Genomic DNA, 24967 nt, shown 5'->3' on the forward strand with positions numbered 1-24967 from the left:
GGAGGCGATGAACCTGCTGCCCATCCTGATTGCCGGCCTGGCCGGCAGTGTGCATTGCGCCGGCATGTGCGGCGGCATCGTCGGCGCCTTCAGCGCCGGCGGGCCGTCCGCCACGCCGGTGCGGGCCCGCGTGATTACGATCGCGCAGGTGGATACGGGCGGGGCCGCCGCCATGACATGGGCCGGCGCCAACGCCGGCGAGATCGTTCACGTGCTGGCCTATAACACCGGCCGCATCGGCAGCTATATGCTGGCCGGGGCGATTGCCGGTGGCATCGCCGGCAGCGTTGCCAGGCTGCTGCAAATGGCATCGGTGCAGTTGGCCGCTTACTGGGTCGCCAACCTGATGCTGGTTGCAATGGGCCTGTACCTGATGGATGCCTGGCGCGGCCTGGCCCGCGTGGAAGCCGCCGGCGGCATCCTGTGGCGCCGGGTGCAGCCGCTGATCAAACCGCTGGTGCCGATGGACACGCCTTTGAAGGCGCTGGCCCTCGGCGGCGTATGGGGCTGGGTGCCTTGCGGCATGGTGTACAGCATGCTGCTGACTGCCATGCTCTCCGGCTCCGCGCTTGATGGCGCGCTGGTGATGGGCGCCTTCGGCCTGGGCACGCTGCCGATGCTGCTGGCCATGGGCATGGCAGGCGCCAAGCTGCGCCAGTACCTGCAGCAGCGCGGCGTGCGAGCGGCCTGCGGCCTGCTGGTGCTGGGCTTTGGCGTGCTGGGGCTGGCCCGCGCGGCGAGCGGCGGCCAGCATGCGTGGTTCGACGTACTTTGCCTGACGGTGCAGCCATGATGATGACGGAGATCGCAGCCTGCTTCCATTGCGGCCAACCGGTGGCGGCAAGCGCCGGCTGGTCCGTGAACATCGAAGGCGTCGAGCGCGCCATGTGCTGCCCCGGCTGCGCGGCTGTCGCGCAAACCATTGTCGATATTGGCCAGGCCAGCTATTACCGCGAGCGCAACGGCTTCGCCGCGCCGGGCGACGCAGGCGCCGTCGCCGCGCTGGTGCCGGCCGCGCTCGCACTGCCGGAGGACGACCCGAACATCATCAGCGATGGCGACGCCCGCGAAACCACCCTGCTGGTGGAAGGTATTCGCTGTGCCGCCTGCGTGTGGCTGATCGAGCACCGCCTGCACCAGGTCGACGGCGTGCAGCAGGCCAACCTGAACGTCGCCACCGAAAAACTGTTCATCCGCTGGCACAAGGACAAAACCACCGCCGCCGCAGTGCTGGAAGCGGTGCGCAGCATCGGCTACAACGCCTGGCCCTACGACACCACGCGCCACGACGCGCAGCTGCAGAAAGCCAGCCGTACGCTGGGCCGCCAGCTTTTCGTGGCCGGCCTGTCGATGATGCAGGTGATGATGTATGTGGCGCCCGAATACATGGCCGGCGACGACGGCACCCTGGACCCCGGCATGGCAAGCCTGATGCGCTGGGCCAGCCTGCTCCTGACGCTGCCTGCCATCGCCTACTCCGCCCAGCCGTTCCTGAAGGGCGCCTGGTCCAGCCTGAAAGCCCGCGTGCCGGGCATGGACGTGCCGGTTGCGCTGGGCATCATGGCGGCCTTCATCGGCAGCGCCGTGTCGACTTTCCGCGGTTACGGCGAGGTGTATTACGACTCGCTCACCATGTTCATTTTCCTGCTGCTGGCCAGCCGCTACCTGGAAATGGCGGCGCGCCGCAAGGCAGCCAGCGCCCTGTCGCGCCTGCGCCATGGCGTGCCCGAGATGGCGCAGCGCCTGGCCGCGTGGCCCGACCTGCGCGATGCCGCCACCGTGCCCGCCAGCACACTGGCCGCCGGCGACCATATCGTCGTCAAAGGCGGCGAGGCGGTGGCGGCCGATTGCGTCGTGGTGGAAGGCAGCACGGCCGTGGACCTGTCGCTGCTGACCGGCGAGAGCGCCCCGCAGCGCAAGGTTGTCGGCGATGCCATTCCCGGCGGCGCTGTCAATGCAGGCAGCCCGGTCGTGCTGCGCGTCGAGAAGCCGGCCCGCGAAAGCACGCTGGCCGGTTTGCTCAAGCTGATCGAACGCGCCGGCAGCGCCAAACCGCAGATCGCACAGTGGGCGGACCGGACTGGATCCTGGTTCGTCGCTGCGCTGCTGCTGTTTGCGGCGGCCAGCTTTGGGTTCTGGACCTGGCATGACGCCGCGCGCGCGTGGCCGGTGGCGATTGCGGTGCTGGTGGTGTCCTGCCCTTGCGCCTTGTCGCTGGCAACTCCGTCGGCGCTGGCGGCGGCGACCGACCGCCTGCTTGGCAAAGGCGCGCTGGTCGTGCAGCCGCATGTGCTTGAGACCCTGCATCGCGCCACCCATATCGTATTCGACAAGACCGGCACCCTGACTGAAGGCCGGCCGGCCGTGCAAAGCGTCGATGCGATCGACGGCGCGCGGATCATCGGCATCCTGCGCGTGGCGGCAGGACTTGAAGCCGGCAGCGCGCACCCGATTGCGCGGGCCATCGCCGCCGCCGCCGACGCCCATGGCGCCGGAGCGGCAGGCGCCACCGGCTTGCAGGAACTGGCCGGGCAGGGCATGGAAGGCATGGTGAACGGCGTCCGCTACCGCCTCGGCACCGCGGCTTATGTCGCCGGTATCGCTGGCAGCCCGCTAGCGCCATCGGTCCAGGCTGCGGCCGGCGCCGCACCGATGACGACGGTCTGGCTGGGCATGCACGGCCGCTGGCTTGGGCGCTTCCTGATCTCGGATGCGCTGCGGCCCGATGCGCTGCGCACGGTGGAATTCTTCCAGCGCCTCGGCAAGGAAGTGGTGCTGCTGAGCGGCGACCAGCAGGCGCTGGCTGACAGCGTGGCAGGACAGCTCGGCATCCGGGAAGCAATCGGCGACTGCCTGCCCGACGAAAAACTGGCCTATGTGCAGGCGCTGCAAGCGCACGGCGGCGTAGTGGCGATGGTCGGCGACGGCATCAACGACGCCGCGGTGTTGAGCGCCGCCGATGTTTCCTTTGCTATGGGCAGCGGTGCAATCCTGGCGCAAGTGCACGCCGACTGCGTGCTGCTCGACGCCCGCCTGCCGCTGCTGGCCGATACCGCCCGCAGCGCAGGCAAAACCATGCGCGTGATCCGCCAGAACCTGGCCTGGGCCACGCTGTACAACATTGTTGCCATTCCGGCAGCAGCCTTCGGCGTATTGAACCCGTGGCTGTCCGGCGTTGGCATGGCGGCCAGTTCCGCCATCGTCGTCCTGAATGCGCTTCGGCTGCGCAGGAGTTAATAAAATGGAATCGCTATACCTTCTTATCCCCCTCAGCGTCGGCCTGGTTTTCGGCGCGCTGTGGCTGTTTTTCAAGGCCTCGGACGACGGCCAATTCGACGATCTTGTAGGTCCGGCAATCCGAGTTTTGCAGGACAACGACCGGATTTGATCCACGTCATGTTTTTTTGAAGTGCTCCTCGGTAACCTTTGACATATCTCATCAAAGTGTCTGCCTGGAGAATTCAAAGTGGATCAATCACTGGACTACAACTACAAGGTCGTGAAGCAATTCGCGATCGCCACCATACTGTGGGGCGTTGTGGGCATGCTGGTCGGCGTCATCATCGCCGCCCAACTTGCCTGGCCCGCCCTCAACCTGGACATTCCCTGGCTGACCTACGGCCGCCTGCGTCCCCTGCACACCAACGCAGTGATTTTCGCCTTCGGCATCAGCGGCCTGTTCGCCACTTCGTATTACGTGGTCCAGCGCACCTGCCAGGTGCGCCTGTTCTCCGACAAGCTGGCTGCCTTCACCTTCTGGGGCTGGCAAGCCGTGATCCTGGCCGCCGTGGTCACCCTGCCAATGGGCTACACCCGCGGCAAGGAATACGCGGAACTGGAATGGCCGATCTCGATCCTGATCGCCCTGGTGTGGATCGCCTACGCCACCGTGTTCTTCGGCACCCTCATCAAGCGCAAGGTCAAGCACATCTACGTCGCCAACTGGTTCTTCGGCGGCTACATCCTGGCGGTGACCATCCTGCACGTTGTGAACGGCATGAGCATGCCGGCTTCCCTGTTCAAGTCCTACTCCATGTACACCGGGGTACAGGACGCGATGATCCAGTGGTGGTACGGCCACAATGCGGTGGGCTTCATCCTGACCGCCGGCTACCTGGGCATGGTCTATTACTTCATCCCGAAACAGGCCGAGCGTCCTGTGTACTCCTACAAGCTGTCGATCGTGCACTTCTGGGCGCTGATCTTCACCTATATGTGGGCCGGTCCGCACCACCTGCACTACACCGCGCTGCCTGACTGGGCGCAATCGCTGGGCATGGTGTTCTCCCTGATCCTGCTGGCGCCAAGCTGGGGCGGCATGATCAACGGCATGATGACCCTCTCGGGTGCATGGCACAAGCTGCGCACCGACCCGATCCTGAAGCTGATGATCGTGTCCCTGTCCTTCTACGGCATGGCCACCTTCGAAGGCCCGATGATGTCGATCAAGACCGTCAACGCGCTGTCGCACTACACCGACTGGGGCATCGCCCACGTACACGGCGGCGCGCTGGGCTGGGTGGGCTTCATCACCATGGGTTCGATCTACTACCTGATTCCGCGCATGGCCGGCCAGACGAAGATGTACAGCACCAAGCTGATCGACCTGCACTTCTGGGTCGCGACCATCGGCATCGTCCTGTATATCGCCGCGATGTGGATCGCCGGTGTGATGCAAGGCCTGATGTGGCGCGCAGTGAATGCCGACGGCACCCTGACCTACACCTTCGTGGAAAGCGTGAAAGCGAGCTACCCGTATTACGTGGTGCGCTTCCTCGGCGGCCTGCTGTACCTAACCGGCATGTGCGTCATGGCCTACAACACCTGGATGACCCTGAAGGGCCGCGAAACCACCCGTGCACGCATCCCTGAACTGGGCCTCGCGGCGTAACGGAGCATATCGGAGCAAATGATGAAATTTTCCCATGAATGGATTGAGAAGAACCCCTGGCTGCTGATCGCGCTGGTCACTTTGGTGGTGTCGGTAGGCGGCGCGGTGGAGATCATTCCGTTGTTCTTCCAGAAGTCGACCACGGAGCCGGTCGCGGGACTGAAGCCTTACTCCGCATTGCGCCTGACGGGTCGCGATATTTATGTGCGTGAAGGCTGCTATACCTGCCACTCGCAGATGATCCGGCCGTTCCGCGCCGAGACCGAGCGTTACGGCCACTACTCGGTGGCGGGCGAGTTTGTGTATGACCGCCCGTTCCAGTGGGGTTCCAAGCGCACCGGTCCCGACCTGGCGCGCGTTGGCGGCCGCTACAGCGACGAATGGCACCGCACCCACCTGAACAACCCGCGCGACGTGGTGCCGGAATCGAATATGCCCAACTATCCGTGGCTGGCCCAGAACAAGCTGAAGCCGGAAGACGTGGTGCCGAAGATGCGCGCGCTGAAGCGCATGGGCGACCCGTACACGGAAGAAGAAATCGCCGCCGCACCGGCCGAACTGGCCAACAAGACGGAAGAGGATGCACTGGTGGCCTACCTGCAAGGCCTGGGCACCCTGATCAAGACGAGGAACTGAAATGGAAAACTTTTTTGGCAATGCGAGCAATGTGATGACGGTGATATCGTTCCTCACCTTCCTCGGCATCGTGTGGTGGGCCCAGCGCGGCAACTGGGAAGAAGCAGCCCAACTGCCTTTCGCAGACGAGGAGAAGGATCATGGCTGATTTCACCAGCGAATTCTGGAACCTGTACGTCGTCGTCCTGACCGTCATCGGCATCGTCGGCTGCGGCGTGCTGCTGTGGTCCCAGTCATCCGTCAAAGGTTCGGCCCTGAAGTCGGTGGACGGCAAAGTCGGCACCACCGGCCATATCTGGGACGAAGACCTGACCGAACTCAATACCCCGATGCCGCGCTGGTGGATGTGGCTGTTCTACCTGACCATCGCCTTCGCTATCGGCTACCTGTGGCTGTATCCAGGCCTGGGCAACTATAAAGGCTCGCTGGGCTGGACTTCCGCCAAAGAGCACAAGGAAGAACTGGCCAAGGCCGAGAAGGACTACGGTCCGCTGTTCGACAAATACAAGGGCCAGGACCTGAAAGCCGTTGCGGCAGACCCGCAGACGCACGCCATCGGCGAACGCCTGTTCCTGACCTACTGCGCCCAGTGCCATGGTTCCGATGCACGCGGCAACAAAGGCTTCCCGAACCTGGCCGACAAGGACTGGCTGCATGGCGGCGATCCCGACACCATCAAGCTGACCATCATGAAGGGCCGCCACGGCGTGATGCCGCCGATGGGCGCCGCTGTGGGCTCGGAAAAGGATATCGAGAACGTTGCGCAGTACGTCCTGAGCCTGTCGGACAGCACCAGCGACCCGATCAAATCGGTCATGGGCAAGTCGAAGTTCAGCGCCTGCATGGCCTGTCACGGCGCCGGCGGCAAAGGCAACCCGATGCTGGGCGCGCCTAACCTGAGCGACAAGACCTGGCTGTACGGCGGCAGCGCCGAAACCATCATGGAAACCATCCGCAAGGGCCGCAACAACACCATGCCTGCTTTCGAGGACTTCCTCGGCGAAAGCAAAGTGCACGTGCTGGCCGCCTACGTATGGGGCCTGTCCAACCCACCTGTCCAAGCCATGAAGTAGACGCATCATGAACGCCCCCGCACCACAAGTCATCAAGATGTACGCCAAGCGCGAGGATATTTTCCCGCGCGAGGTGAAAGGCCGTTACACGAACCTGCGCTGGATCTGCCTGATCCTGACGCAGCTGGTCTTCTACGGAGCGCCCTGGCTGCAGTGGAATGGCCGCCAGGCCATCCTGTTCGACCTGATGACGCGCAAGTTTTACATCTTCGGCCTGGTCCTGTGGCCGCAGGACTTCATCTACCTGGCGGCCATGCTGATCGCCTGTGCCTGGGGGCTGTTCCTGGTGACGGCGGTCGCTGGCCGCGTGTGGTGCGGCTTCTCTTGCCCGCAAACGGTCTACACGGAGATGTTCCTGTGGATCGAGCGCAAATTCGAAGGTGCGCGCAGCGCGCAGATGCGCCTGGCAAAAGAGCCGATGTCGTTCAACAAGGCCTGGCGCAAGGGCGGCAAGCATATCGCGTGGGCGCTGCTGGCCCTGTGGACCGGCTTCACCTTCGTCGGCTACTTCTCGCCGATCGGCACCCTGGCGTTCGAGGCGCTGACGTTCAACTTCGGTCCGTGGGAATGGTTCTGGGTCGGCTTCTACAGCCTTGCCACTTACGGCAATGCCGGCTGGCTGCGCGAGCAGGTGTGCAAGTACATGTGCCCCTACGCTCGTTTCCAGAGCGCGATGTTCGACCGCGATACCCTGATCATCACCTACGATGAAAAGCGCGGCGAACCACGCGGCCCCAAATCGGACGGCTCCTGCATCGACTGCTCGCTGTGCGTGCAGGTTTGCCCGACCGGCATCGACATCCGCAAAGGCCTGCAGTACGAATGCATAGGCTGCGCCGCCTGCATCGACGCCTGCGACATCGTGATGGACAAGATCGAGCAGCCGCGCGGCCTGATCCGCTACAGCACCGACCGCGCGATGGCGCAAGGCCTGAGCGCGAAAGAAATCCGCAAGCGCGTGACGCGCCCGCGCGTGCTGCTGTATACCGGCGGCCTGCTGCTGTTCATCGTCGCCGTGTTCACCACGCTGGCCCTGCGCACGCCGCTGAAGATGGATGTGATCCGCGACCGCGGCTCGATGGGCCGCGAAGTGGAGAACGGCATGATCGAGAACGTGTACCGCCTGCAGATCATGAACACCACCGAGCAAGGCCATACCTACCGCATCCGCGCCAGCGGCATCGATACGCTGCAGGTTGCCGTGCCGGACACCGTCGAGGTGGGTCCGACCGAAACACGCGCTGTACCGATCCGCCTGCGCGCCGATCACGGCAAGGGCGAGACCGGTTCCAACAAGATTGCGATTGAACTGACGGCGCTGGACGATCCATCGCTGGCGGTCAAGGAAAAAGCGGTATTCATCGTGCCGCGCTAAGGAGATTGAATTGAATGCTACCGTCGCCCACCCCGACGCCGCCCCTTGGTACACCCATCGCTGGCCGTGGCTGTTGATGCTCGGCCCCGCTGTCGTGGCAGTGGCGGGCATCGCCACCAGCTACGTCGCTTTCACCAGCCAGGATGCGCTGGTGGTGGGCGATTACTACAAGCAAGGCAAGGCGATCAACCAGGACTTGCGCCGCGACCGCGCGGCCGCAGCCCTCGGCCTGTCGATCGCGCTGCGCTACGACGTCGCCGAAGGCCTGCTGCACGGCCACGTCGGCAGCGCCGGCCCCCTTGCGGACGAGACGCTGTCCGTGCGCCTGCAGCACGCCACCCAGCCGAACCGCGATATGGTGCTGATGGCGCGGCCCGACGCCGAAGGCAACTTCAGCGTCGCCCTGCCAATGCTGGAACGCTCGCGCTGGCAGGTGCTGGTTGAAGGCAAGCAGCGCGACTGGCGCCTGGAAGGTGCATGGCAATGGCCGAACGAACGCGAAATAGCGATCCGCGCGGACGCCGGCACGGCGCGCTAACCGACCAGGTACTCGCGTGCCAGCGTGCGCGCCCGATGCAGGCGGCTCTTGGTGGCCGCCGTCGTCAAGCCCAATTCCTGTGCAATTTCCGCAATGCTCAACTCCTCGAAGTCGCGCAGCAGCACAATCTGCAGGTAGTCGCGCGGCAGCGATTCCAGCGCCTGCACCAATTCCATGCGCAGGCCCGCATCATCCCGCGATGCCAGCCACTGTTCCGCGCGCTCCTCGTCATAGGGATCGTAATTGAAGGCGCGCCGGCCCAGCCGGCGGCACTCGCGCTGCACCACCTTGAACAGCCAGCCGGAAAATGCCGCCAGTACTTTCAACGACGACAGCCGGCGCGACATCACCAGCAGCGCTTCCTGCACTGCATCATCCACATCGCTGACCAGGCAATTGCGCCTGGCATAGCGGCGGATATCCGGCTGGCAGACCGCCAGCAGTTTGGCCAGCGCCTGTGGATCGCCGCCATGGGCGGCCAGCAGCACCGGCTGGTGCTGTTCAAGAAGTGCCATTTACCGCTTCGCCTTATCCAGTTTGCGGCCCACCATGGCGCAGGCCGGGCAGAAGCCAAAGAGCCCTGACAGCACGATGCCCGCCGCCGACAGCGCCACTGCCGTGCCCCACAAGCCGCCCAGGGCCGGCACGCTCCACGCCACCACCGCCAGTCCGGCAATCACACGCAAAGCGCGTTCCCAAGTTGGTACATTTTTAACATAGAACATTTTGCACTCCTTTTCGCCATTGGAGGGAAATTCCTCACCTGCCAAGAGGAGCCGATCCGGGATTTGGATTCGCGGTTACAAAAATAAATTACACTAGCCAGCAGCCCCCTCGACAAAGGACGTCAATGAAGCCTCTCGGGATCAATGTGAAGGTCGCTCTTGCCACCAGCATCACGTCCATCGTGATGATCGCCGTGGTGACCGTCTTGCAGGCGCAACGCCTGCGCGAGGACTTCACAAAGGTGCTGTTTGCGCAGCAGGACGCCCTGATCACCCGCACGGCCGAGGACCTGGACGACAAGCTGACCACCCTGCTGGACGTGATCGCCCAGTCGGCACGCAAGCAGCCGCGCAGCCTGATGAACGACCCCGCCGCCTTGCGCAGCTGGTACGAGGAGCGCGCCATGCTGTCGATGTTCGACGACATCATCGTGATCGATGGCGCAGGTAATGTGGTGGCCGACGTGCCGCACATCACGGGCCGGGAAAAGATTTCCGTAGCCGATCGCGAGTACTTCAAAAAAGTGCTCGAGACCCGCAAGCCGCTGATTGCGGACCCGGTCAAGAGCCGCGTCAGCGGCCAGCCCATTGTGCAGATGGTGGCGCCCATCCTGGACGACCGCGGCAAGGTGGTCGGCGTGCTGGCCGGCGTGCTGCGGCTGTATAAGGACAATATGCTGGGCCACCTGCGCACCGCCAAAGTGGGCAAGACCGGCTACTACTTCGCCGTGACGCTGGGCGAGCCGTCGATCTATGTGGTGCATCCCGACGCCAAACGCATCCTGCAGCCGCGCGCCGCGAATTCCAATCCTGCGACCACGCGCGCCATGAGGGAGGGCGTCGAAGGCACGGTCCTCAGTACCAGCGCCGCCGGCGTGCCGGGCGTGAGCAGCTACCGGCGGTTGAAGTCCGCCGATTGGCTGCTGGCCTCCATCTTGCCGGTGCATGAAGCGTTCGAGCCTTTCGAAGGCGTGCAGCTTCACCTGCTGGCCTGGGGCCTGGCGGCGTCGGTGATTTCCGCCCTGCTGATCGGCTGGATTACGCTCTACCTGCTGGCGCCCGTGGCCAGGCTGCGGAATGCGATCCAGGATTTGCGCGCGGCGCCCGGCGATTTCAGGCCAATCCCGGTCACCCGCAAGGATGAAATCGGGGAGCTGACGGACGCCTTCAATAGCCTGATGCAGGAACGCCAGGCGGCCGAAACCCATTCGCAAACCCTGATGGCGGAGGCCGCCCTGCGCGCGGCGGAACTGGAGCAGGAGCGCGACCGCGCCGAAGCGGCCAACCGCGCCAAGAGCGACTTTGTGGCCAATATGAGCCATGAGATCCGTACGCCGATGAATGCAGTGCTGGGCATGGTGTATTTGCTGGGCAATACCTCGCTCAGTGCGCAGCAGCGCAAGTACCTGACCATGATCCGCACCTCCGGCCAGTCCCTGCTGGGTATCCTGAACGACGTGCTGGACTTTTCCAAGATCGAAGCGCGCCGCATGGAGCTGGCGCCGATCGACTTCGACCTGGACGAGGCGATGGCCACCCTGGCCACCATCATGACCATGAATGCCGGCGACAAGGAGCTGGAACTGGCGATCGTGGTGGCGCCCGACGTGCCAACCCTGCTGCATGGCGATGCGCTGCGGCTGCAGCAGATCCTGACCAACCTGGCCAGCAATGCGATCAAATTCACGGAGCAGGGCGAAGTGGTGGTCTCGGTGAAGGCTGCGGTGCGGGTGGCCGACCGCGTGCTGCTGTGGTTTGAAGTGCGCGATACCGGCATCGGCATGACGGAGCAGCAGACCACGCAATTGTTCAATGCCTTCTCGCAGGGCGACGAAAGCATCACGCGCCGCTTTGGCGGCACCGGCCTGGGCCTCGCCATTACGCGCAAACTGGTGGAACTGATGGGCGGGCAGATGCAGCTGCAGACCGTTCCGGGCGATGGCAGCACCTTCTCTTTCGAGCTGTGGTTCGGCGTACTGCCGGAACGCACCGTGGCACGGCGCCTGCCTTCCATCGGCCCGCTGAACGTACTGGTGGCGGACGACAACAGCACCAGCCGCAGCATGATCGCCCAACTGCTGCGCGCCTGGGGCTGGGACGCCGATGAAGTGGATTCGGGCGAAGCGGCGCTGCAGTGCTTCGGCGAACAGCTCGACGGGCCGCACCCCTACGACGTGGTGCTGACCGACTGGCATATGCCGGGCTCGGACGGCTATGCCTCGGCGCGTGAAATCCGGCGCGCTGCGGAAGGCCGTCGCCAGCCCATCGTGGTCACCATCAATGCCTTCGCACGCGCCCAGGTCGACGACATCGCCGGCACGCCGGAAGCGGACGTGGTGCTGGTCAAGCCAATCACCGCATCCAGCCTGTTCGATGCCATGCACCAGGCGCTGGCGGCCACCAGCGGCGGCGAAGATGCTTCGGCATCCGCTTCCGCGCTGGGCAACCGCTTGCGCGGCGTGCATTTCCTGCTGGTGGAGGACAACCTGCTGAACCAGGCGGTGGCGCGCGGCATCCTGGAACTGGCCGGGGCCACGCTCGACGTGGTGGGCGACGGCCAGCAGGCTGTGGATATCCTGCGGACCAGCGCCAGCCGCTACGACATCGTGCTGATGGATATGCAGATGCCGGTGCTGGATGGATTCAGCGCCACGCGCATGATCCGCGATGAATTGAAGCTGGACATGCCCGTGATCGCGATGACCGCAGGCGTGCTGGCATCCGAGCGCCATCGCTGCACCGAAGCGGGCATCACCGACTTTATCGCCAAGCCGGTGGTGATCGAAGAGATGATGGCGGTGATCGAGCGCAACCTGCGCCGCTCGTCAACGCGGGTCCAGGCCGCAAACGATGCTTCCACGGCGGAGGCCGGGCAGGGTTCGTCAGAACAGGTGTTCAGCATGGACAGCCTGATGCGCGTGATGGGCAAGGACCAGAAGGGCCGCGCTGTCATGTTCAAGATGGTGCGGGGCGCGCTGGAAGGCGGCCTGCAGCCGATGGACGACGCCGATGCCGCCGTGCGCGACGGGCGGCCGGGCGAAGCAGCGCGCATCCTGCATGGCTTGCGTGGCGCGGTCGGCGTACTGGGGGCAAAGCGGCTGGTGAAGGCAACGCTGGATGCGGAGTCGGCGATCAGGGTCGGCAATCCCGACAACTTGCCCGGCATGCTGGCTGCCGTGCGCTACGAACTGGAGCAAGTACTGGCGCACGGGCGCCGCTGGCTGGAGCAGGAAGACCGCTAGCATTCCTGCCGGTTCAGGTAGGCGCCGGCGGCCAGGCCCACCCCGAAAGCAGCATACACCATCAATAGCGAAGGCCTGGACAATCGTTCCTCAAAACCGGGGCGAAAGCGGCGCGGCGTAAGCTGGTAATCCGTAAAGCAGGCGACGGCGGTGGCGGCCGCCGCCACTGTGGCCGTGGTCGCAGCTTCCTTCTTGTCGAGCGTCTTGCGGCAGGACTTTTCGAACAACGCAGCCCAGAACATCGATGCGCCATGGTGGATCAGGTAGCCGACCAGCGTGTGCTTCAGTGAAGGATGGTCAGCACGTGTGGCCTTGTCGCCCCAGAGCCAGTGGCTGACTGCATTCACGCCCGCAAACATGCTGCCCGTTTCGCGCTTGCCGCAAGCGGCCAGCACCAGCGTCGAGGTGAGGCTGGCTAGCGCGCCAGGCAATACGCTTTGTTTGAGCGCTCTGCTCCAAGTGTCCATGGCGATTCTCCCTTTTCGTGTAATGTCCGGAGACGGGAGGAGGGGCCGATGCGGGTGCTGCTGACCGGCGCTACAGGGTTTATCGGGTCGCATGTTGCGGCGGCCTTGCTGGCGCGCGGTCATGAGGTTATTGCTGCCGGGCGGCATCCCAGCCGCGATCCTCGCATGGGCTTTGTTCCTGCCGACTTTGCCCACGATACTGAAAAAGCTGCCTGGGTGGCGCGCCTCAAGGGCGTGGATATTGTAGTGAATGCCGCGGGGATATTTCGCTCTCATGGCGATACGTCGTTTGCGGCTGTGCATGATGCGGCGCCGCGTGCCTTGTTTGCCGCTTGCGCAGGCGCGGGCGTGCATTATGTGGTGCAGGTGTCGGCGCTGGGTGCCGATGCCGGCGCGCGAACCGCTTTTCATGCGAGCAAGAAGGCGGCGGATGATGCATTGGCGGCCTCGCCGCTCGCGGGTTGCATTGTCCAGCCGTCGCTGGTCTATGGGGCGGACGGCGCCAGTGCGCGCATGTTTCGCATGCTGGCGGCTATGCCTGTCGGGGTGCAGTTAGGCAGCGCACAGCAAATGGTGCAGCCGGTGCACATCGATGACGTCACGGCAGCAATCGTCACACTCGTCGAGCAGGGCGCGATGGCCCAACGTGGCGCGCGCGGCGGCATGGGTAATGAAGTGCGGCGGCTTGCATTGGTGGGACCGGACGCGATGCCGTTTGTAGCCTATCTGCGCGCGCTGCGGATAGCGATGGGACTGGGAGCGTGGCGGCTACCGGTGCTGCGGCTGCCGGACTGGCTGGCGCGCGGGTTGGCGCAGGTGGGCGAAGTGCTGCCGGGGAGTCCGCTGGACCGCGATGCGCTGGATATGCTGGCACGCGGCAACACCGCAGACGCCGCACCGCTGGCCGCTCTGCTTGGCCGCCAACCGCGTGCGGTGCGCGACTTTATCGTGCAGCCCGAGGCGACGCGCCACCAGGCGCAACTCGACTGGCTTCTGCCTTTGCTGCGCCTGAGTATCGCCGCAGTATGGATCTGGACCGCCATCGTATCTGCGGGCCTGTACCCCGTCGCCGACAGCCACACGCTATTGATCCGCACCGGCGTGCCACCCATGCTTGCGCCGCTGATGCTATACGGCGCATCTGCACTCGACCTGGCCTTCGGCGCAGCAACGCTGGCATGGCCACGCCGCAACCGTCGCTGGTTGTGGCTGGCGCAAATCGCCCTGATCGCCTTCTACAGCATCGTCATCGCCTGGCGCCTGCCCGAATTCCTGCTCCACCCCTACGGTCCAATCAGCAAGAACCTCCCCATGCTGGCTGCGCTGTGGATGCTCTACGAACTGGAGAAACCCTCATGGAATACCTGATCGTAAAATGGCTGCACATCCTCTCCTCGACACTGCTGTTCGGCACCGGCATCGGCTCCGCGTGGTACCTGCTGTTCGCGGTCATCAGCAGGAACGTGCAGGCAATCGCAGTCGTCACGCGCATCCTCGTCATTGCCGACTGGCTGTTCACCGGCGTCACAATGATCGCCCAGCCTGCGACCGGCTTCTACCTGATCCACCTCGCTGGCTTTCCCATGCAGACGCCTTGGATCAAATGGTCCATCGTGCTGTTTGTGATTGCCTTGCTTTGCTGGCTGCCCGTAGTCTGGCTGCAGATGAAGATGCGCGACGTTGCCGCTGAGGCGATGCAGCAGGCGTCGGCGCTGCCAGTCCGGTTCTGGAGCTACTTCCGCGCCTGGATCGCGCTCGGGATTCCGGCTTTCTTCGCCTTCATCGCAGTGTTCTATTTGATGGTGGTAAAACCGGCCTGGGGATGAATCACCTCACCACGTTCCAGCATGGCGACGAATTCGCCGATCCGCTTCGCGCGCGTCTCCGCCCGCTTGGCCTGGTGCGTGCGAAACAGGATCGCGTAGCGGTTTTGCGAACTGAGGGCGGCGAATTTCGCAGCGGCCTTGGCGCTGGCATCCAGCGCTGCCTGCAAGTCGGCCGGCACCTGGGCTGCGCTCCACGAGCCGTATGCGGCCTCCCAGCGGCCATCCTGCTTCGCGCGTTCAACCTCCGCCAGCCCGGCAGGCTGCATCAGTCCCTTCCCGGCCAGCGCGGACACTTTGTCCCGGTTGATCTTGGACCAGATGCTGCGCTTGGCGCGCGGCGTGAACTTTTGCAGCCAGTAATGCTCGTCGATGCTCTTCTTCTGCCCATCGATCCAGCCGAAGCACAGCGCCGCATCCAGCGCCTCCGGATACTGCACCGAGGACTCCGGCGCGCCCTTCTTGGCAATCTTCATCCACACCCCGGGCGAGGCGGCATGCTGCTTCTGCAGCCAGGTCCACCATGCCTTGCCGGTGGCGAACAAGCGCTGTTCCAGTTCCGGTTTGACGCTCATAGCTTGACCTTTCGTGCGACTTCGACAAATGCCTTGGCGGCTGGCGACGCCTGCGCCAGGTTACGCAAGGCCAGCCCGACACGGCGCCGCACTGGCGGTGAAAACGGCCGGACTGCGATATTCGGGTGGCTGGAGGCGAGATTGACCGGCAGCGCCAGCTCCGCCATGCCGGAGACGCCATCGCCGCGCCCCACCATGCCCAGCACGGTCAGCACCTGCGACATGCGGTAGCGCACCTGCGGGCACAGGCCCTGCGCGGCAAACAGCGGCTCGATCAAGGTCGAGCAGCCCGCATCGGGCATGATAAAGGGCTCGTGCGCCAGGTCGTGCGCACTGACGGACTTCTTGGCGGCCAGTTGATGGCCGGCCGGCAGCAACGCCACCATCTGGTCTTCCACCAGGTCCACCGTGTCGAAGCGGTCGTCGGGCTGCTGGATAAAGCCGATATCGACGCGGCGGTCGAGGATCCATTGCAGGGTGTCGTCGTCGGTGCCCTCGTCGATGCGCACCTCGATGCCCGGGTAGCGCTTCTGGAAAACGTCGAGGATGGCGGGGATCAGCTTGAGCGAGGAGGTGGGGCCGAAGGAGCCGATGCGCAGCAAGCCCTTGTTCAAGCCGCTGGCCGCCGCCACTTCCTGCCGCATCGATTCCGCCAGTCCGAGGATTTCGCGGGCGCGCACCAGCAGGCGCTTGCCCAGCTCCGTCACGTCGGCCGTGGCGCCCTGGCGCTCGATCAATTGCACGCCCAACTCCTGCTCCAGCGACTTGATGGCATGTGAAACGGCGGACTGGCTTACCCCCAGGCGCATGGCTGCGGCGGTAAAGCCGCGCAATTCAGCCACCAGGGCAAAGATCTCCAACTGTGTGAACGTCATGAGCTTTTCCTCATTTTTCTATGAGCAAGGATTAGCATTAATGTATAACCTCCTTCACTGACACGCAAGGCCCACTGCCATGATCTACCTGAAACTGATCGCCTGCACCCTGATCTGGGGCGGCACCTTCATCGCCGGCCATATTGTCTCGAATGCACTGCCGCCACTGGTGGCAGCCTCCATCCGTTTCTCGATTGCGGCGGCGCTGCTGCTGGTGCTGGCCTGGAAGCGCGAAGGCGGCCTGCCGAAACTGTCGCTGCAACAATTGGGCGCCACGGCGGCGCTGGGTTTGACCGGCATTTTCCTGTACAACTTCTTCTTCTTTTCCGCGCTGGGCAAGATGGAAGCCAGCCGCTCGGCACTGTTCATCGCGATGAACCCGATCGTGACGGCGCTGGCCGCGGCTGCTGTGCTGCGCGAACGCCTGAACTGGCAAAAATGGGCGGGGATCGGGATTGCCTTCGTCGGCGTCACCGTGCTGATTACCCGCGGCGAGCCAATGGCCGCCCTGCATGACATCAGCCAGTCGATCGGCGCCGGTGAATTGATGATGCTGGGCGCCGCCTCGTGCTGGGCCGCCTACACCCTGGTCGGCCGCGCCGCACTGAAAGGCCTGTCGCCGATTGCCGCCACCACTTACGCCTCGCTGTGGGGCCTGGGCTTCCTGCTGATCACCGCCTCGCGCGAACTGCCGGACGTGGCCTGGGCTTCGCTGGGCTGGCAAGTATGGGTATCCGTTACCTACCTGGGCGCCTTCGGCACCGTGGTGGCCTTCGTGTGGTGGTATGAGGGCGTGAAAGCGCTTGGCCCGGCACGCACGGCGGTGTTCAACAACCTGGTGCCGGTATTCGGCGTGTCGCTCGCCGCACTGATGCTGGGCGAGCAGGTGATGGCTTCGATGATCGCCGGCGGCCTGCTGGTGGCCACCGGCGTGACGATCACGAACCGGTAATCAGGCGTAGCGCAGCACGTCGTCCAGCGGACGGCGTGGCTTTTGCGGCCAGTTGCCCTGGGCGGCGTGGCCGACTGCGACCAGCATTACCGGTACTTCGTCCGCGCCCAACCCGAAGGCGGCATGCACGGCTTGCGCATCGAAGCCGGTCATGGCGCAGCTTGCAAGGCCCATGCCCTCGGCAGCCAGGATCATGGTCATCCCGGCCAGGGAAGCGGAGCGCAAGGCTTCGTCGCGCTGGGCGCGCTCGTCGCCATTCATCGAACCCTGCGCCATGCGGGTCCAGCTATCCACGACGGGCTGGATAAGTATGCCCTTATCCACAGCAGGTTTCAGCGCCGCAGCTACCTGGTCGTGCGCTTTCAGGGTGCCGCTGATAATGAAGGTCACCGGCGCATCCACAACTTTCTGCTGGCCGAAGGACAAGTCGCGCAATTTCTCACGCGCCTCTTGCGAGCGCACTGCGACGAACTGCCAGTTCTGGACGTTGTAGGCGGAAGGCGCCAGCGTTGCCAAGCGCGCCAGTTCCGCTACCTGTTCATCGCCGACCGGCTGCGACGGGTCGAAATAGTTGGCCGAAACGCGGGATTCGATCAGGTCCTTGATTGCCTTGTTCATTATTTTGCCTCCTGCAGTTTGAGTTGAAGTGCCAGTACGCTGCCCAGCACCACGGCCAGACCAAGCATTGCGGTGCCGCCCAGCTTTTGGCCAAGCAGGGCCCAGCCCAGGATCACGGCGGTGGCGGGGCTCAGCAAGCCGAGCGAGGACACGGCGACCGGCGACAGGCGGCTCAGGCCGCGGAACCACAGCAGGTAGGCCACCAGGGCACCCACGAAAGTCAGGTAGGTGTAGCCAAGGATTTCACTGGTGGCCAGCGAGGCAGGCAGCGGCGGGTCGGCCAGCAGCGCCAGCGGCGCCAACATCAGGCCACCGAGCAGCAATTGCCAGCCGGCCAGTTCGACCACCGGCAGGCCGGTTTTCCAGCGGCGCGCCAGCCAGGTGCCGACGGCCATGCTCAAGGCACCGGCCAGGGCTGCCCCGACGCCCAGCGCATCCCAGCGGGCCGTGGGTGACAGCAGCAGCGCGGCCATGCCGGCCACGCCGACCGCCGCAGCGCCGAGTGCCGCCCATTGCGGACGACGTCCTTCCCAGCCCCAGGCCAGGCCCATGATCACGATCGGCTGGATGGCGCCCAGCACGGCTGCCAGGCCGCCCGGCAGGCGGTAAGCGGCGACAAACAGCAGGGCCTGGAACGCGCCAATATTCAGCGCGGCCAACACCGCGACACGCCACCAGAGATGGCGAGCCAGCATGCGGCCGGCGAACAGCACCAGGAGCAGGCCGGCCGGCAGGGCGCGCACGGCAGCGGCGGTGAAGGGGCGCCCGGCGGGCAGGATTTCAGTGGCGACGATATAGGTCGATCCCCAGATGACGGGGGCCAGCGCGGTGATCGCGGTATCGGCCAGGGGGAATTTTTTCATGGCGGTAAAATTATCTTGAAGTCGAGATAAATCGAAGTATAGCAAATTATCTTGATATCGAGATAAATTGTTATAATCGTCCCGATAGCTAACCTGGAGACGGCTGTGGATAAAGTGGACTTAATCCTGGAGCAATGGGCACGCGAGATGCCCGCCCTGGACGTAGGACCGATGGGCGTGATCGGCCGCCTGAACCGCTGCGCGGCACTGATGCGGCGCCGGCTCGACGCGACTTTCGAGCAATTTGGACTCAGTAACTGGGAATTCGATGTGCTGGCGACCCTGCGCCGCGCGGGCACCCCTCACCAGCTGGCGCCGACTACCCTGTTTTCCCAGCTGATGGTGACTTCCGGGACGATGACCCACCGCCTGCAAAGGCTGGAGGCCCAGGGCTGGGTGACGCGCGCCCCGAATCCGGCCGATGCGCGCAGCATGCTGGTCCAGCTCAGCCCCGCTGGGCTGGCGCTGATCGAACGCGCCGTGGTGGCGCACGTGGAAAATGAAAAGAACATCATCGCCCCGCTAGGGGCGGAAGGCGCAGCCGAACTGGATGCCCAGCTGCGCAAGCTGCTGGCGATGCTGGAGGCTAGGCAGGAACCTTGAAGGCGCCTACCTGGGCGCCGATGCGCGCGCCCATGGCCTCGCCCAGCGCCTGCAGGCCGCTCAGCGGGCGCACCATCACTTCAAAGTCGACGATCTTGCCCGCCTCATTGAAGCGGATGAAGTCGATGCCCTTGAGCTGCTTGTCGCCCACATTGGCGCTGAATTCCAGCACCACGCTCAGGCCATCGTCGGCCGCCAACTGGCGGTGATAGGCGAAGTTCTCGAACACCTGGTAAGCGGTGTTCAGTACCAGCACCACCGCCTGCCGGCTGGCGTAAGGCTTGTTCGCAATCGGCGAGCGGAACACCGCATCCGCATCGACGATGGAGGGCAGGGTCGACAAATTACCGCCGGCGATCATGTCGTGCCAGCGTTCGAGCGATTCCGCAACGGCCGGTTGCAGCTGCATGGGCTTACTCCTTAAATGGCGGCAGCCAGTCGGGTGCCTTGGTTGATAGCGCGTTTCGCATCCAGTTCGGCAGCCACGTCGGCGCCGCCGATCAGGTGTACTTTGCAGCCAGCGTCGAGCAGGCCTTGCTGCAGTTCGCGCAGCGGCTCCTGGCCGGCGCAAACAATCACATTATCCACCGGCAGCACGTGCTGCTGGCCTTCCACGGTCACATGCAGGCCGGCGTCGTCGATGCGGTCGTAGCTGACGCCCGACTGCATGTTCACGCGCTTGGCTTTCAGGCCGGTGCGGTGGATCCAGCCGGTGGTCTTGCCCAGGCCATCGCCAACCTTGCTGGTCTTACGCTGCAGCAGGTGGACCTGGCGCGGCGATGCTTCCACTTCGGGTGCGCGCAAGCCGCCGCGGTCCTTGTAGCCGTTGTCGATGCCCCATTCGGCGTAGAACTTTTCCGGCACCAGGCTGGCGCTCTTGCCTTCGTGGGTCAGGTATTCGGAGACGTCGAAGCCGATGCCGCCGGCGCCGATCACGGCCACGTTTTTGCCGACAGGGGCGCCGTCGCGCAGCACCTGCAGGTAGCCCAGGGCTTTCGGATGGTCGATGCCGTCAATGGCCGGGGTGCGCGGAATGACGCCGGTGGCCAGCACCACGTCGTCGAAGCCGCCTGCAGCCAGGCCGGCCGCGTCGACGCGGGTATTCAGGTGCAGCTTGACGCCGGTCAGCTCAATCTGGCGGCCGAAGTAGCGCAGGGTTTCGTTGAATTCTTCCTTACCCGGCACCTTTTTCGCCACATTGAACTGGCCGCCGATTTCGCTGCCGGCGTCGAACAGGGTCACCTCATGGCCGCGCGAGGCTGCGGTGGTGGCGAAGCTCAGGCCCGCTGGACCGGCGCCGACTACGGCGATGCGCCTGGTTTGCTGCGCAGGGGCGATCACCAGTTCGGTCTCATGGCAGGCGCGCGGGTTCACCAGGCAGGAAGTAATCTTGCCCGAGAAGGTGTGGTCCAGGCAGGCCTGGTTGCAGCCGATGCAGGTATTGATTTCGTCGCCGCGGTCTTCGCGCGCTTTTTGCATGAAGAAGGCGTCGGCCAGGAAGGGGCGCGCCATAGAGACCATATTCGCCGCGCCATCGGCCAGGATGCCCTCGGCCACTTCAGGCGTATTGATACGGTTGGTCGCCACCAGCGGGATGCCGACCTTGCCCATCAGATTCCTGGTAACCCAGGCGAAACCGGCACGCGGCACCTTGGTGGCGATGGTCGGGATGCGCGCCTCGTGCCAGCCGATGCCGGTGTTGAGGATGGTGGCGCCAGCCTGTTCGACGGCCTGTGCCAGTTGCACCACTTCCTCCAGCGAGGAGCCGCCTTCCACCAGGTCCAGCATGGACAGACGGTAGATGATGATGAAGTCATTGCCTACGCGCTCGCGCACGCGGCGTACGATTTCGACCGGGAAGCGCATGCGGTTCTCGTAGCTGCCGCCCCATTCGTCGCTACGCTGGTTGGTGCGGGCGGCGATGAATTCGTTGATCAGGTAACCCTCGGAGCCCATGATTTCCACGCCGTCGTAGCCCGCTTCGCGCGCCAGCACGGCGCACTGGGCGTAGTCCTCGATGGTGGCCGCCACCTCTTCGGTGCTCAACTCGTGCGGGGTGAACTGGTTGATCGGCGCCTTGATCGCGCTCGGGCCCACCAGTTTCGGGTGATAGGCGTAGCGGCCAAAGTGCAGGATCTGCATGGCGATCTTGCCGCCTTCCGCATGCACGGCGGCAGTCACCTTGCGGTGCTGCGCCACTTCTTCGGTGGTGGTCAGCTTGGCGCCGGCCTTCCAGGGACGACCCGCCTCGTTCGGGGCGATGCCGCCGGTGACGATCAGGCCCACTTCGCCGCGCGCACGCTCGGCGTAGAAGGCGGCCATGCGTTCAAAGCCGTCGACTTCTTCTTCCAGGCCGACGTGCATGGAACCCATGATCACGCGGTTTTTCAGGGTGGTGAAGCCCAGGTCGAGCGGGGCGAGCAGGTGTGGGTAGCGGTTCATTGGCGTCCTCATTATGCAACTAGTTGCACAAATATAGCCCGGTTGGCTCGTCTCTGCAACTAGTTGCAGAGACGGTGTGGCTTGTCCGCCTCGCGCTGCTCAGGCAAGATGGTGGCATCTTTTTCATTGTTTCCTGCCATGTCTTTGCCCCACGCGCTGTTGACGTCACTGTCCGAGCGAGCCGGTTCCGGCTCGGAGCTGGCCCGGCGCTTCGATAAATCGATCGGATTCTTCTGGGCCGCCACCCACCAGCAGATTTACCGTGAACTGGCGCGCCTGGAGCAAGCCGGCTGGATCGAATCCTTGCCCGCCGAGACGGGCCGCGGCCGCAAACGCGCCTACCGGGTGCTGCCGGCCGGTACCGCAGAGTTGCGGCGCTGGGTCGCCGAGGGCGAAGATCCCCGTCCCCAGCGCGATGCGCTGATGGTGCGCATCCGCGCGGAGGCGGCGATCGGCCCGGCGGGGCTGGCGGACGAAATGCGCCGCCACCTGGCTTTGCATGAAGCGAAACTGGCGCTCTACAAGAGTTTCGAACAGCGCGACTTCGCCAGCGATTCCGACTCGCGCGAACGCAAGCTGCAATATGTGCTGCTGAAGGGCGGTATTGCGCAGGAAGAACTGGCGATCAAGATGGCAAGCGAAGCGATCGAAATCCTGAATAGTTGTAAATAAGCCATACGTGACAATTGGTGAATGTTTAACACTAATTGATGACTAGAATCGCTGCTTTCCAACTTTTGAAGTGAAAGCAAATGCGCTCTTCTTCCCTGTTCCAACGCCTCTCCTGCGTCGCCATGCTGGCCGGCGCCACCCTGCTCACCGGTTGCGCAACCGCCTATGTCGACACCGCCACCCGCGAAGTGCCGGTTGCCGACTTCAAAAAGCCGGACCAGCCTAAAATTGTTAAGGTGAATTTCGAATTCCAGACCAAGGGCGTGCCGAACAGCCGCGCTACCGACTTCCTGAAGAAACAGGTCAATGAACAGTTGCTGAGCAGCGGCCTGTTCATTGAGGCGACTGTCGACGCCAACGCCGACCTGCTCAACGTTACCCTGAACAATGTGGCAGTCGACGGCCAGAACCCGGCCATGTCCGGCTTCGTCACCGGCCTGACGTTCGGCCTGGCGGGCAGCACCGTGACCGACGGCTATGTTTGCAATATCAACTACCTGCCGGCTGGTTCGAACACCGCTGTCACTGCCAGCGCACGCCATGCGATCCACACCGGGCTTGGCGCGGGCTCCGCACCGCCAAATGCCGAGAAGTCGCCGGATATGGAATCCGCCGTACGCAAGATGGCCCGCGAAGTGGTCAGCACTGCACTGCGCGACCTGTCCAACGCGCCTGGCTTTAACTGATCGCAGGGAATGGCACATATGAAACGATTCCTGCGCTTACTCTCGATTACCACTGTACTCGCTGCTGCGACCCAGCTTGTGGCTTGTTCCACACCGATGGCAGCACCTTCTTCGTCGATCGAGAACACGGTCAAATTGCGCAACGCTGCGCTGGCGCCGGCCGCGATCGGCGAATTCGCGCTGGCACAAGGCACGCCTGCGGCAAAGGACAAATCCGTCAGCATGCGCGGCAACGCCCTGGTATCTCCGGTGGGCGATTCGCTCTCGAAGTATCTTGAGGAAACGCTGCGCAAGGAGTTGCAAGCAGCGAACCTGCTGGACGCAAACTCCGCTACCCAGATCAGCGGCTTCCTGGTCGATTCCGACGTCGACGCCGCGATTGGAACAGGCACCGGCCACCTGACCGCGCGATTTGTGGTCAAGAAGGCTGACAGCGTTGCTTACGACCGCCGGTTGAGCACGAAGCTGGAATGGGAATCCTCATTTGTGGGTCTGATTGCTATCCCAACTGCAGCACAAAACTACGCTTTCCTCTACAAGAAGCTGGTTGGTACGCTGTTCGACGATCCCGATTTCCGTCAAGCGCTGGCGAAATAGGGCTTCCCAAGGGGGATGACCAGGCAATGGAAAGCTGACCTGGATCATTTCCCCGAGGTGGTGGGCGGTCTACCATCCGGTCATGGATACCCAATACCACGACCTGACCCAGGATATCTCCGCCAACCTGGCGCAGCTGCGCAAGACCCAGCCGGACGTGATGAAAGGCTTTAGCGACATGGGCAAGGCCGCCATGGCGGGTGGCGCGCTGGATCCCAAGACCAAAGAACTGATTGCGCTGGCGGTGGGCGTTGCCGCGCGCTGCGACGGCTGCATCGGCTTCCACACCAAGGCGCTGGCCCGGCTCGGCGCCACCGTACAGGAAGTGCACGATGCCCTGGGCGTGGCGATTTACATGGGCGGCGGACCCGTCGCCATGTATGCCGCGAATGCCGTCGCGGCTTACCAGGAGTTTTCGGAACTACAAAAAGTGTAGGCAGTGTTATGCTCCAGGTAAGGAATTGCCGGGAGATGAAATGCGTCGTCGCGCCGTTTTGGGGTTCGCGCTGACTGGCCTGCTGCCAGCCTGGGTCGCTGCGCAGGCTTCGCCGGTGATGAATGTCTCCACCCTGGTGGGCGACGATCCCGCCGCCACCATTTCGGAACTGGTGCTGCGCGAAGCTTACCGGCGCATCGGCCGCACATTGGTCGTGCACCAGCTGCCCGGCGAGCGCTCGCTGATGTACGCCAACGACGGCAAGATGGATGGCGAGCTGTATCGCAAGCTTGGCCTGGACCGCGATTATCCCAACCTCGTCATTGTTCCCGTCCCCTTGCTCACCTTTGAACTGGTGATTTTCTCGCGCGGCACTTCTTTCATCGTCAACGGCTGGGAAAGCCTGCGTCCTTATACCATGGGCTTTGTGCGAGGGAACAAGATCGCGCAGGAGAACACCAAGGGCATGAAGGTTGAACAGGTGCCGACCATGCACCGGGCTTTTGAAAAACTGATGATGGGGCGCACCGACCTGGTGCTGGGACATCGCGCCTCCGGCATGGCGGTGGTACGCAGCCAGAAGCTGGACGGCGTTACCGTGCTGGAGCCGCCGCTGTCCTCCTTCCCGGTCTATCACTACCTGAACAAGAAGCATGAGGCGCTGGTGCCGGAACTGACCCGCGTGCTGAAACAAATGCAGGCCGAGCGCACCATCGAACGCTTCCAGAAGTCCCTGCCCGGCAATTGAGCAGCAATACCAGTGAGTAACTTGCATTTTGCCGGTATCTACTGTTTAACAGAATGTCTCATTTGAGACAGCGCCTTTCCCATTCGTGTTCCTTCAATTTCGACGCACGTTTTTCGCGCGTGCATTTTTG

At 63.9% G+C, this 24967-nt stretch carries 28 protein-coding genes; 19 read left to right on the forward strand and 9 right to left on the reverse strand.

Features of this window, described 5'->3' with window-relative positions:
• The first annotated feature begins 7 nt into the window (after positions 1–7).
• The 9 genes from ASD07_RS29330 to ASD07_RS29370 all read left to right on the forward strand — a co-directional run bounded on the left by ASD07_RS29330 (position 8) and on the right by ASD07_RS29370 (position 8513).
• Positions 8–793, forward strand: coding sequence for a sulfite exporter TauE/SafE family protein (locus ASD07_RS29330; protein WP_055939268.1), 786 nt, complete (start codon positions 8–10; stop codon positions 791–793).
• The gene (locus ASD07_RS29335; protein WP_055939273.1) at positions 790–3237 is read left to right on the forward strand and encodes a heavy metal translocating P-type ATPase; all 2448 of its coding nucleotides are present in this window, start codon (positions 790–792) and stop codon (positions 3235–3237) included. The genes ASD07_RS29330 and ASD07_RS29335 overlap by 4 nt, the downstream gene beginning before the upstream one ends.
• A 4-nt stretch (positions 3238–3241) precedes the next feature.
• Positions 3242–3388 carry a cbb3-type cytochrome oxidase assembly protein CcoS gene (gene ccoS / locus ASD07_RS29340; RefSeq protein ID WP_055939276.1) on the forward strand — a complete coding sequence of 49 codons (147 nt, stop codon included), beginning with the start codon at positions 3242–3244 and terminating at the stop codon, positions 3386–3388.
• A gap of 78 nt (positions 3389–3466) precedes the next feature.
• Complete coding sequence (gene ccoN, locus ASD07_RS29345) at positions 3467–4891, forward strand: cytochrome-c oxidase, cbb3-type subunit I (protein ID WP_055939278.1); 1425 nt, start codon at positions 3467–3469, stop codon at positions 4889–4891.
• A gap of 21 nt (positions 4892–4912) precedes the next feature.
• Positions 4913–5527, forward strand: a complete 615-nt coding sequence (gene ccoO / locus ASD07_RS29350) for a cytochrome-c oxidase, cbb3-type subunit II (RefSeq protein WP_055939604.1) — start codon at positions 4913–4915, stop codon at positions 5525–5527.
• Between the two features lies 1 nt (position 5528).
• Positions 5529–5675 carry a cytochrome C oxidase Cbb3 gene (locus ASD07_RS29355; RefSeq protein ID WP_055939281.1) on the forward strand — a complete coding sequence of 49 codons (147 nt, stop codon included), beginning with the start codon at positions 5529–5531 and terminating at the stop codon, positions 5673–5675.
• On the forward strand, positions 5668–6600 hold the full coding sequence (gene ccoP, locus ASD07_RS29360) for a cytochrome-c oxidase, cbb3-type subunit III (protein ID WP_055939284.1): 933 nt from the start codon (positions 5668–5670) through the stop codon (positions 6598–6600). Before ASD07_RS29355 ends, ccoP begins: the two co-directional genes overlap by 8 nt.
• 7 nt (positions 6601–6607) lie before the next feature.
• Positions 6608–7975, forward strand: a complete 1368-nt coding sequence (gene ccoG / locus ASD07_RS29365) for a cytochrome c oxidase accessory protein CcoG (RefSeq protein ID WP_055939287.1) — start codon at positions 6608–6610, stop codon at positions 7973–7975.
• Between the two features lie 10 nt (positions 7976–7985).
• The gene (locus ASD07_RS29370; protein ID WP_055939290.1) at positions 7986–8513 is read left to right on the forward strand and encodes a FixH family protein; all 528 of its coding nucleotides are present in this window, start codon (positions 7986–7988) and stop codon (positions 8511–8513) included.
• Here the strand turns inward: ASD07_RS29370 and ASD07_RS29375 are convergent.
• On the reverse strand, positions 8510–9028 hold the full coding sequence (locus tag ASD07_RS29375) for an RNA polymerase sigma factor (protein WP_055939293.1): 519 nt from the start codon (positions 9026–9028) through the stop codon (positions 8510–8512). The two genes, ASD07_RS29370 and ASD07_RS29375, sit on opposite strands and share 4 nt — an antisense overlap.
• Complete coding sequence (locus ASD07_RS29380) at positions 9029–9238, reverse strand: DUF2892 domain-containing protein (protein ID WP_055939297.1); 210 nt, start codon at positions 9236–9238, stop codon at positions 9029–9031. It lies immediately after the preceding gene.
• Between the two features lie 125 nt (positions 9239–9363).
• Between ASD07_RS29380 and ASD07_RS29385 the strand changes: the two genes are divergently transcribed.
• The gene (locus tag ASD07_RS29385; protein WP_055939300.1) at positions 9364–12480 is read left to right on the forward strand and encodes a response regulator; all 3117 of its coding nucleotides are present in this window, start codon (positions 9364–9366) and stop codon (positions 12478–12480) included.
• Here ASD07_RS29385 and ASD07_RS29390 read toward each other — a convergent pair.
• Complete coding sequence (locus tag ASD07_RS29390; RefSeq protein WP_055939303.1) at positions 12477–12947, reverse strand: hypothetical protein; 471 nt, start codon at positions 12945–12947, stop codon at positions 12477–12479. The two genes, ASD07_RS29385 and ASD07_RS29390, sit on opposite strands and share 4 nt — an antisense overlap.
• A gap of 48 nt (positions 12948–12995) precedes the next feature.
• On the opposite strand from ASD07_RS29390, the gene ASD07_RS29395 reads away from it, so the two are divergent.
• Complete coding sequence (locus tag ASD07_RS29395) at positions 12996–14315, forward strand: SDR family oxidoreductase (RefSeq protein WP_055939306.1); 1320 nt, start codon at positions 12996–12998, stop codon at positions 14313–14315.
• Entirely contained in the window at positions 14303–14773 is a 471-nt protein-coding gene (locus ASD07_RS29400; protein WP_055939309.1) for a DUF2269 domain-containing protein, read from the forward strand. The genes ASD07_RS29395 and ASD07_RS29400 overlap by 13 nt, the downstream gene beginning before the upstream one ends.
• On the opposite strand, the gene ASD07_RS29405 is transcribed toward ASD07_RS29400, so the two are convergent.
• Both ASD07_RS29405 and ASD07_RS29410 read right to left on the reverse strand, forming a co-directional pair.
• A complete protein-coding gene (locus ASD07_RS29405; RefSeq protein WP_055939312.1) occupies positions 14740–15345 on the reverse strand; it encodes a YdeI family protein in 606 nt (201 codons plus the stop codon). The two genes, ASD07_RS29400 and ASD07_RS29405, sit on opposite strands and share 34 nt — an antisense overlap.
• Entirely contained in the window at positions 15342–16220 is an 879-nt protein-coding gene (locus ASD07_RS29410; RefSeq protein ID WP_055939314.1) for a LysR family transcriptional regulator, read from the reverse strand. The genes ASD07_RS29405 and ASD07_RS29410 overlap by 4 nt, the downstream gene beginning before the upstream one ends.
• A 79-nt stretch (positions 16221–16299) precedes the next feature.
• Here ASD07_RS29410 and ASD07_RS29415 point away from each other — a divergent pair, with 79 nt between their 5' ends.
• Positions 16300–17172, forward strand: coding sequence for a DMT family transporter (locus tag ASD07_RS29415; protein ID WP_055939317.1), 873 nt, complete (start codon positions 16300–16302; stop codon positions 17170–17172).
• Here ASD07_RS29415 and ASD07_RS29420 read toward each other — a convergent pair whose 3' ends face one another.
• Both ASD07_RS29420 and ASD07_RS29425 read right to left on the reverse strand, forming a co-directional pair.
• Entirely contained in the window at positions 17173–17790 is a 618-nt protein-coding gene (locus ASD07_RS29420) for a nitroreductase family protein (RefSeq protein ID WP_055939321.1), read from the reverse strand. It abuts the gene before it with no gap.
• Positions 17790–18653 (reverse strand): EamA family transporter, encoded by an 864-nt coding sequence (locus ASD07_RS29425; RefSeq protein ID WP_055939324.1) that lies wholly within the window; start codon positions 18651–18653, stop codon positions 17790–17792. Before ASD07_RS29425 ends, ASD07_RS29420 begins: the two co-directional genes overlap by 1 nt.
• 147 nt (positions 18654–18800) lie before the next feature.
• On the opposite strand from ASD07_RS29425, the gene ASD07_RS29430 reads away from it, so the two are divergent.
• Positions 18801–19256, forward strand: coding sequence for a MarR family winged helix-turn-helix transcriptional regulator (locus ASD07_RS29430; RefSeq protein WP_082507646.1), 456 nt, complete (start codon positions 18801–18803; stop codon positions 19254–19256).
• Here the strand turns inward: ASD07_RS29430 and ASD07_RS29435 are convergent.
• Together ASD07_RS29435 and ASD07_RS29440 are read right to left on the reverse strand one after the other, a co-directional pair.
• A complete protein-coding gene (locus tag ASD07_RS29435; protein WP_055939330.1) occupies positions 19240–19665 on the reverse strand; it encodes a nuclear transport factor 2 family protein in 426 nt (141 codons plus the stop codon). The two genes, ASD07_RS29430 and ASD07_RS29435, sit on opposite strands and share 17 nt — an antisense overlap.
• Positions 19666–19676: 11 nt before the next feature.
• Positions 19677–21698 carry an NADPH-dependent 2,4-dienoyl-CoA reductase gene (locus ASD07_RS29440; protein ID WP_055939333.1) on the reverse strand — a complete coding sequence of 674 codons (2022 nt, stop codon included), beginning with the start codon at positions 21696–21698 and terminating at the stop codon, positions 19677–19679.
• Positions 21699–21836: 138 nt separating this feature from the next.
• Here ASD07_RS29440 and ASD07_RS29445 point away from each other — a divergent pair, with 138 nt between their 5' ends.
• The 5 genes from ASD07_RS29445 (at position 21837) to ASD07_RS29465 (ending at position 24837) form a co-directional block, all read left to right on the forward strand.
• Positions 21837–22370, forward strand: coding sequence for a PadR family transcriptional regulator (locus ASD07_RS29445; RefSeq protein ID WP_055939337.1), 534 nt, complete (start codon positions 21837–21839; stop codon positions 22368–22370).
• Positions 22371–22450: 80 nt separating this feature from the next.
• Complete coding sequence (locus ASD07_RS29450) at positions 22451–23056, forward strand: hypothetical protein (protein WP_055939341.1); 606 nt, start codon at positions 22451–22453, stop codon at positions 23054–23056.
• Between the two features lie 18 nt (positions 23057–23074).
• Positions 23075–23653 carry a hypothetical protein gene (locus tag ASD07_RS29455; RefSeq protein WP_156398223.1) on the forward strand — a complete coding sequence of 193 codons (579 nt, stop codon included), beginning with the start codon at positions 23075–23077 and terminating at the stop codon, positions 23651–23653.
• A gap of 82 nt (positions 23654–23735) precedes the next feature.
• Positions 23736–24089, forward strand: a complete 354-nt coding sequence (locus ASD07_RS29460; protein ID WP_055939347.1) for a carboxymuconolactone decarboxylase family protein — start codon at positions 23736–23738, stop codon at positions 24087–24089.
• 40 nt (positions 24090–24129) lie between these two features.
• Positions 24130–24837 carry an ABC transporter substrate-binding protein gene (locus ASD07_RS29465; protein ID WP_055939350.1) on the forward strand — a complete coding sequence of 236 codons (708 nt, stop codon included), beginning with the start codon at positions 24130–24132 and terminating at the stop codon, positions 24835–24837.
• The last annotated feature ends 130 nt before the right edge of the window (positions 24838–24967 follow it).

The sequence above is a fragment of the Duganella sp. Root336D2 genome, from assembly GCF_001425005.1.
Taxonomy (GTDB): domain Bacteria; phylum Pseudomonadota; class Gammaproteobacteria; order Burkholderiales; family Burkholderiaceae_D; genus Rugamonas.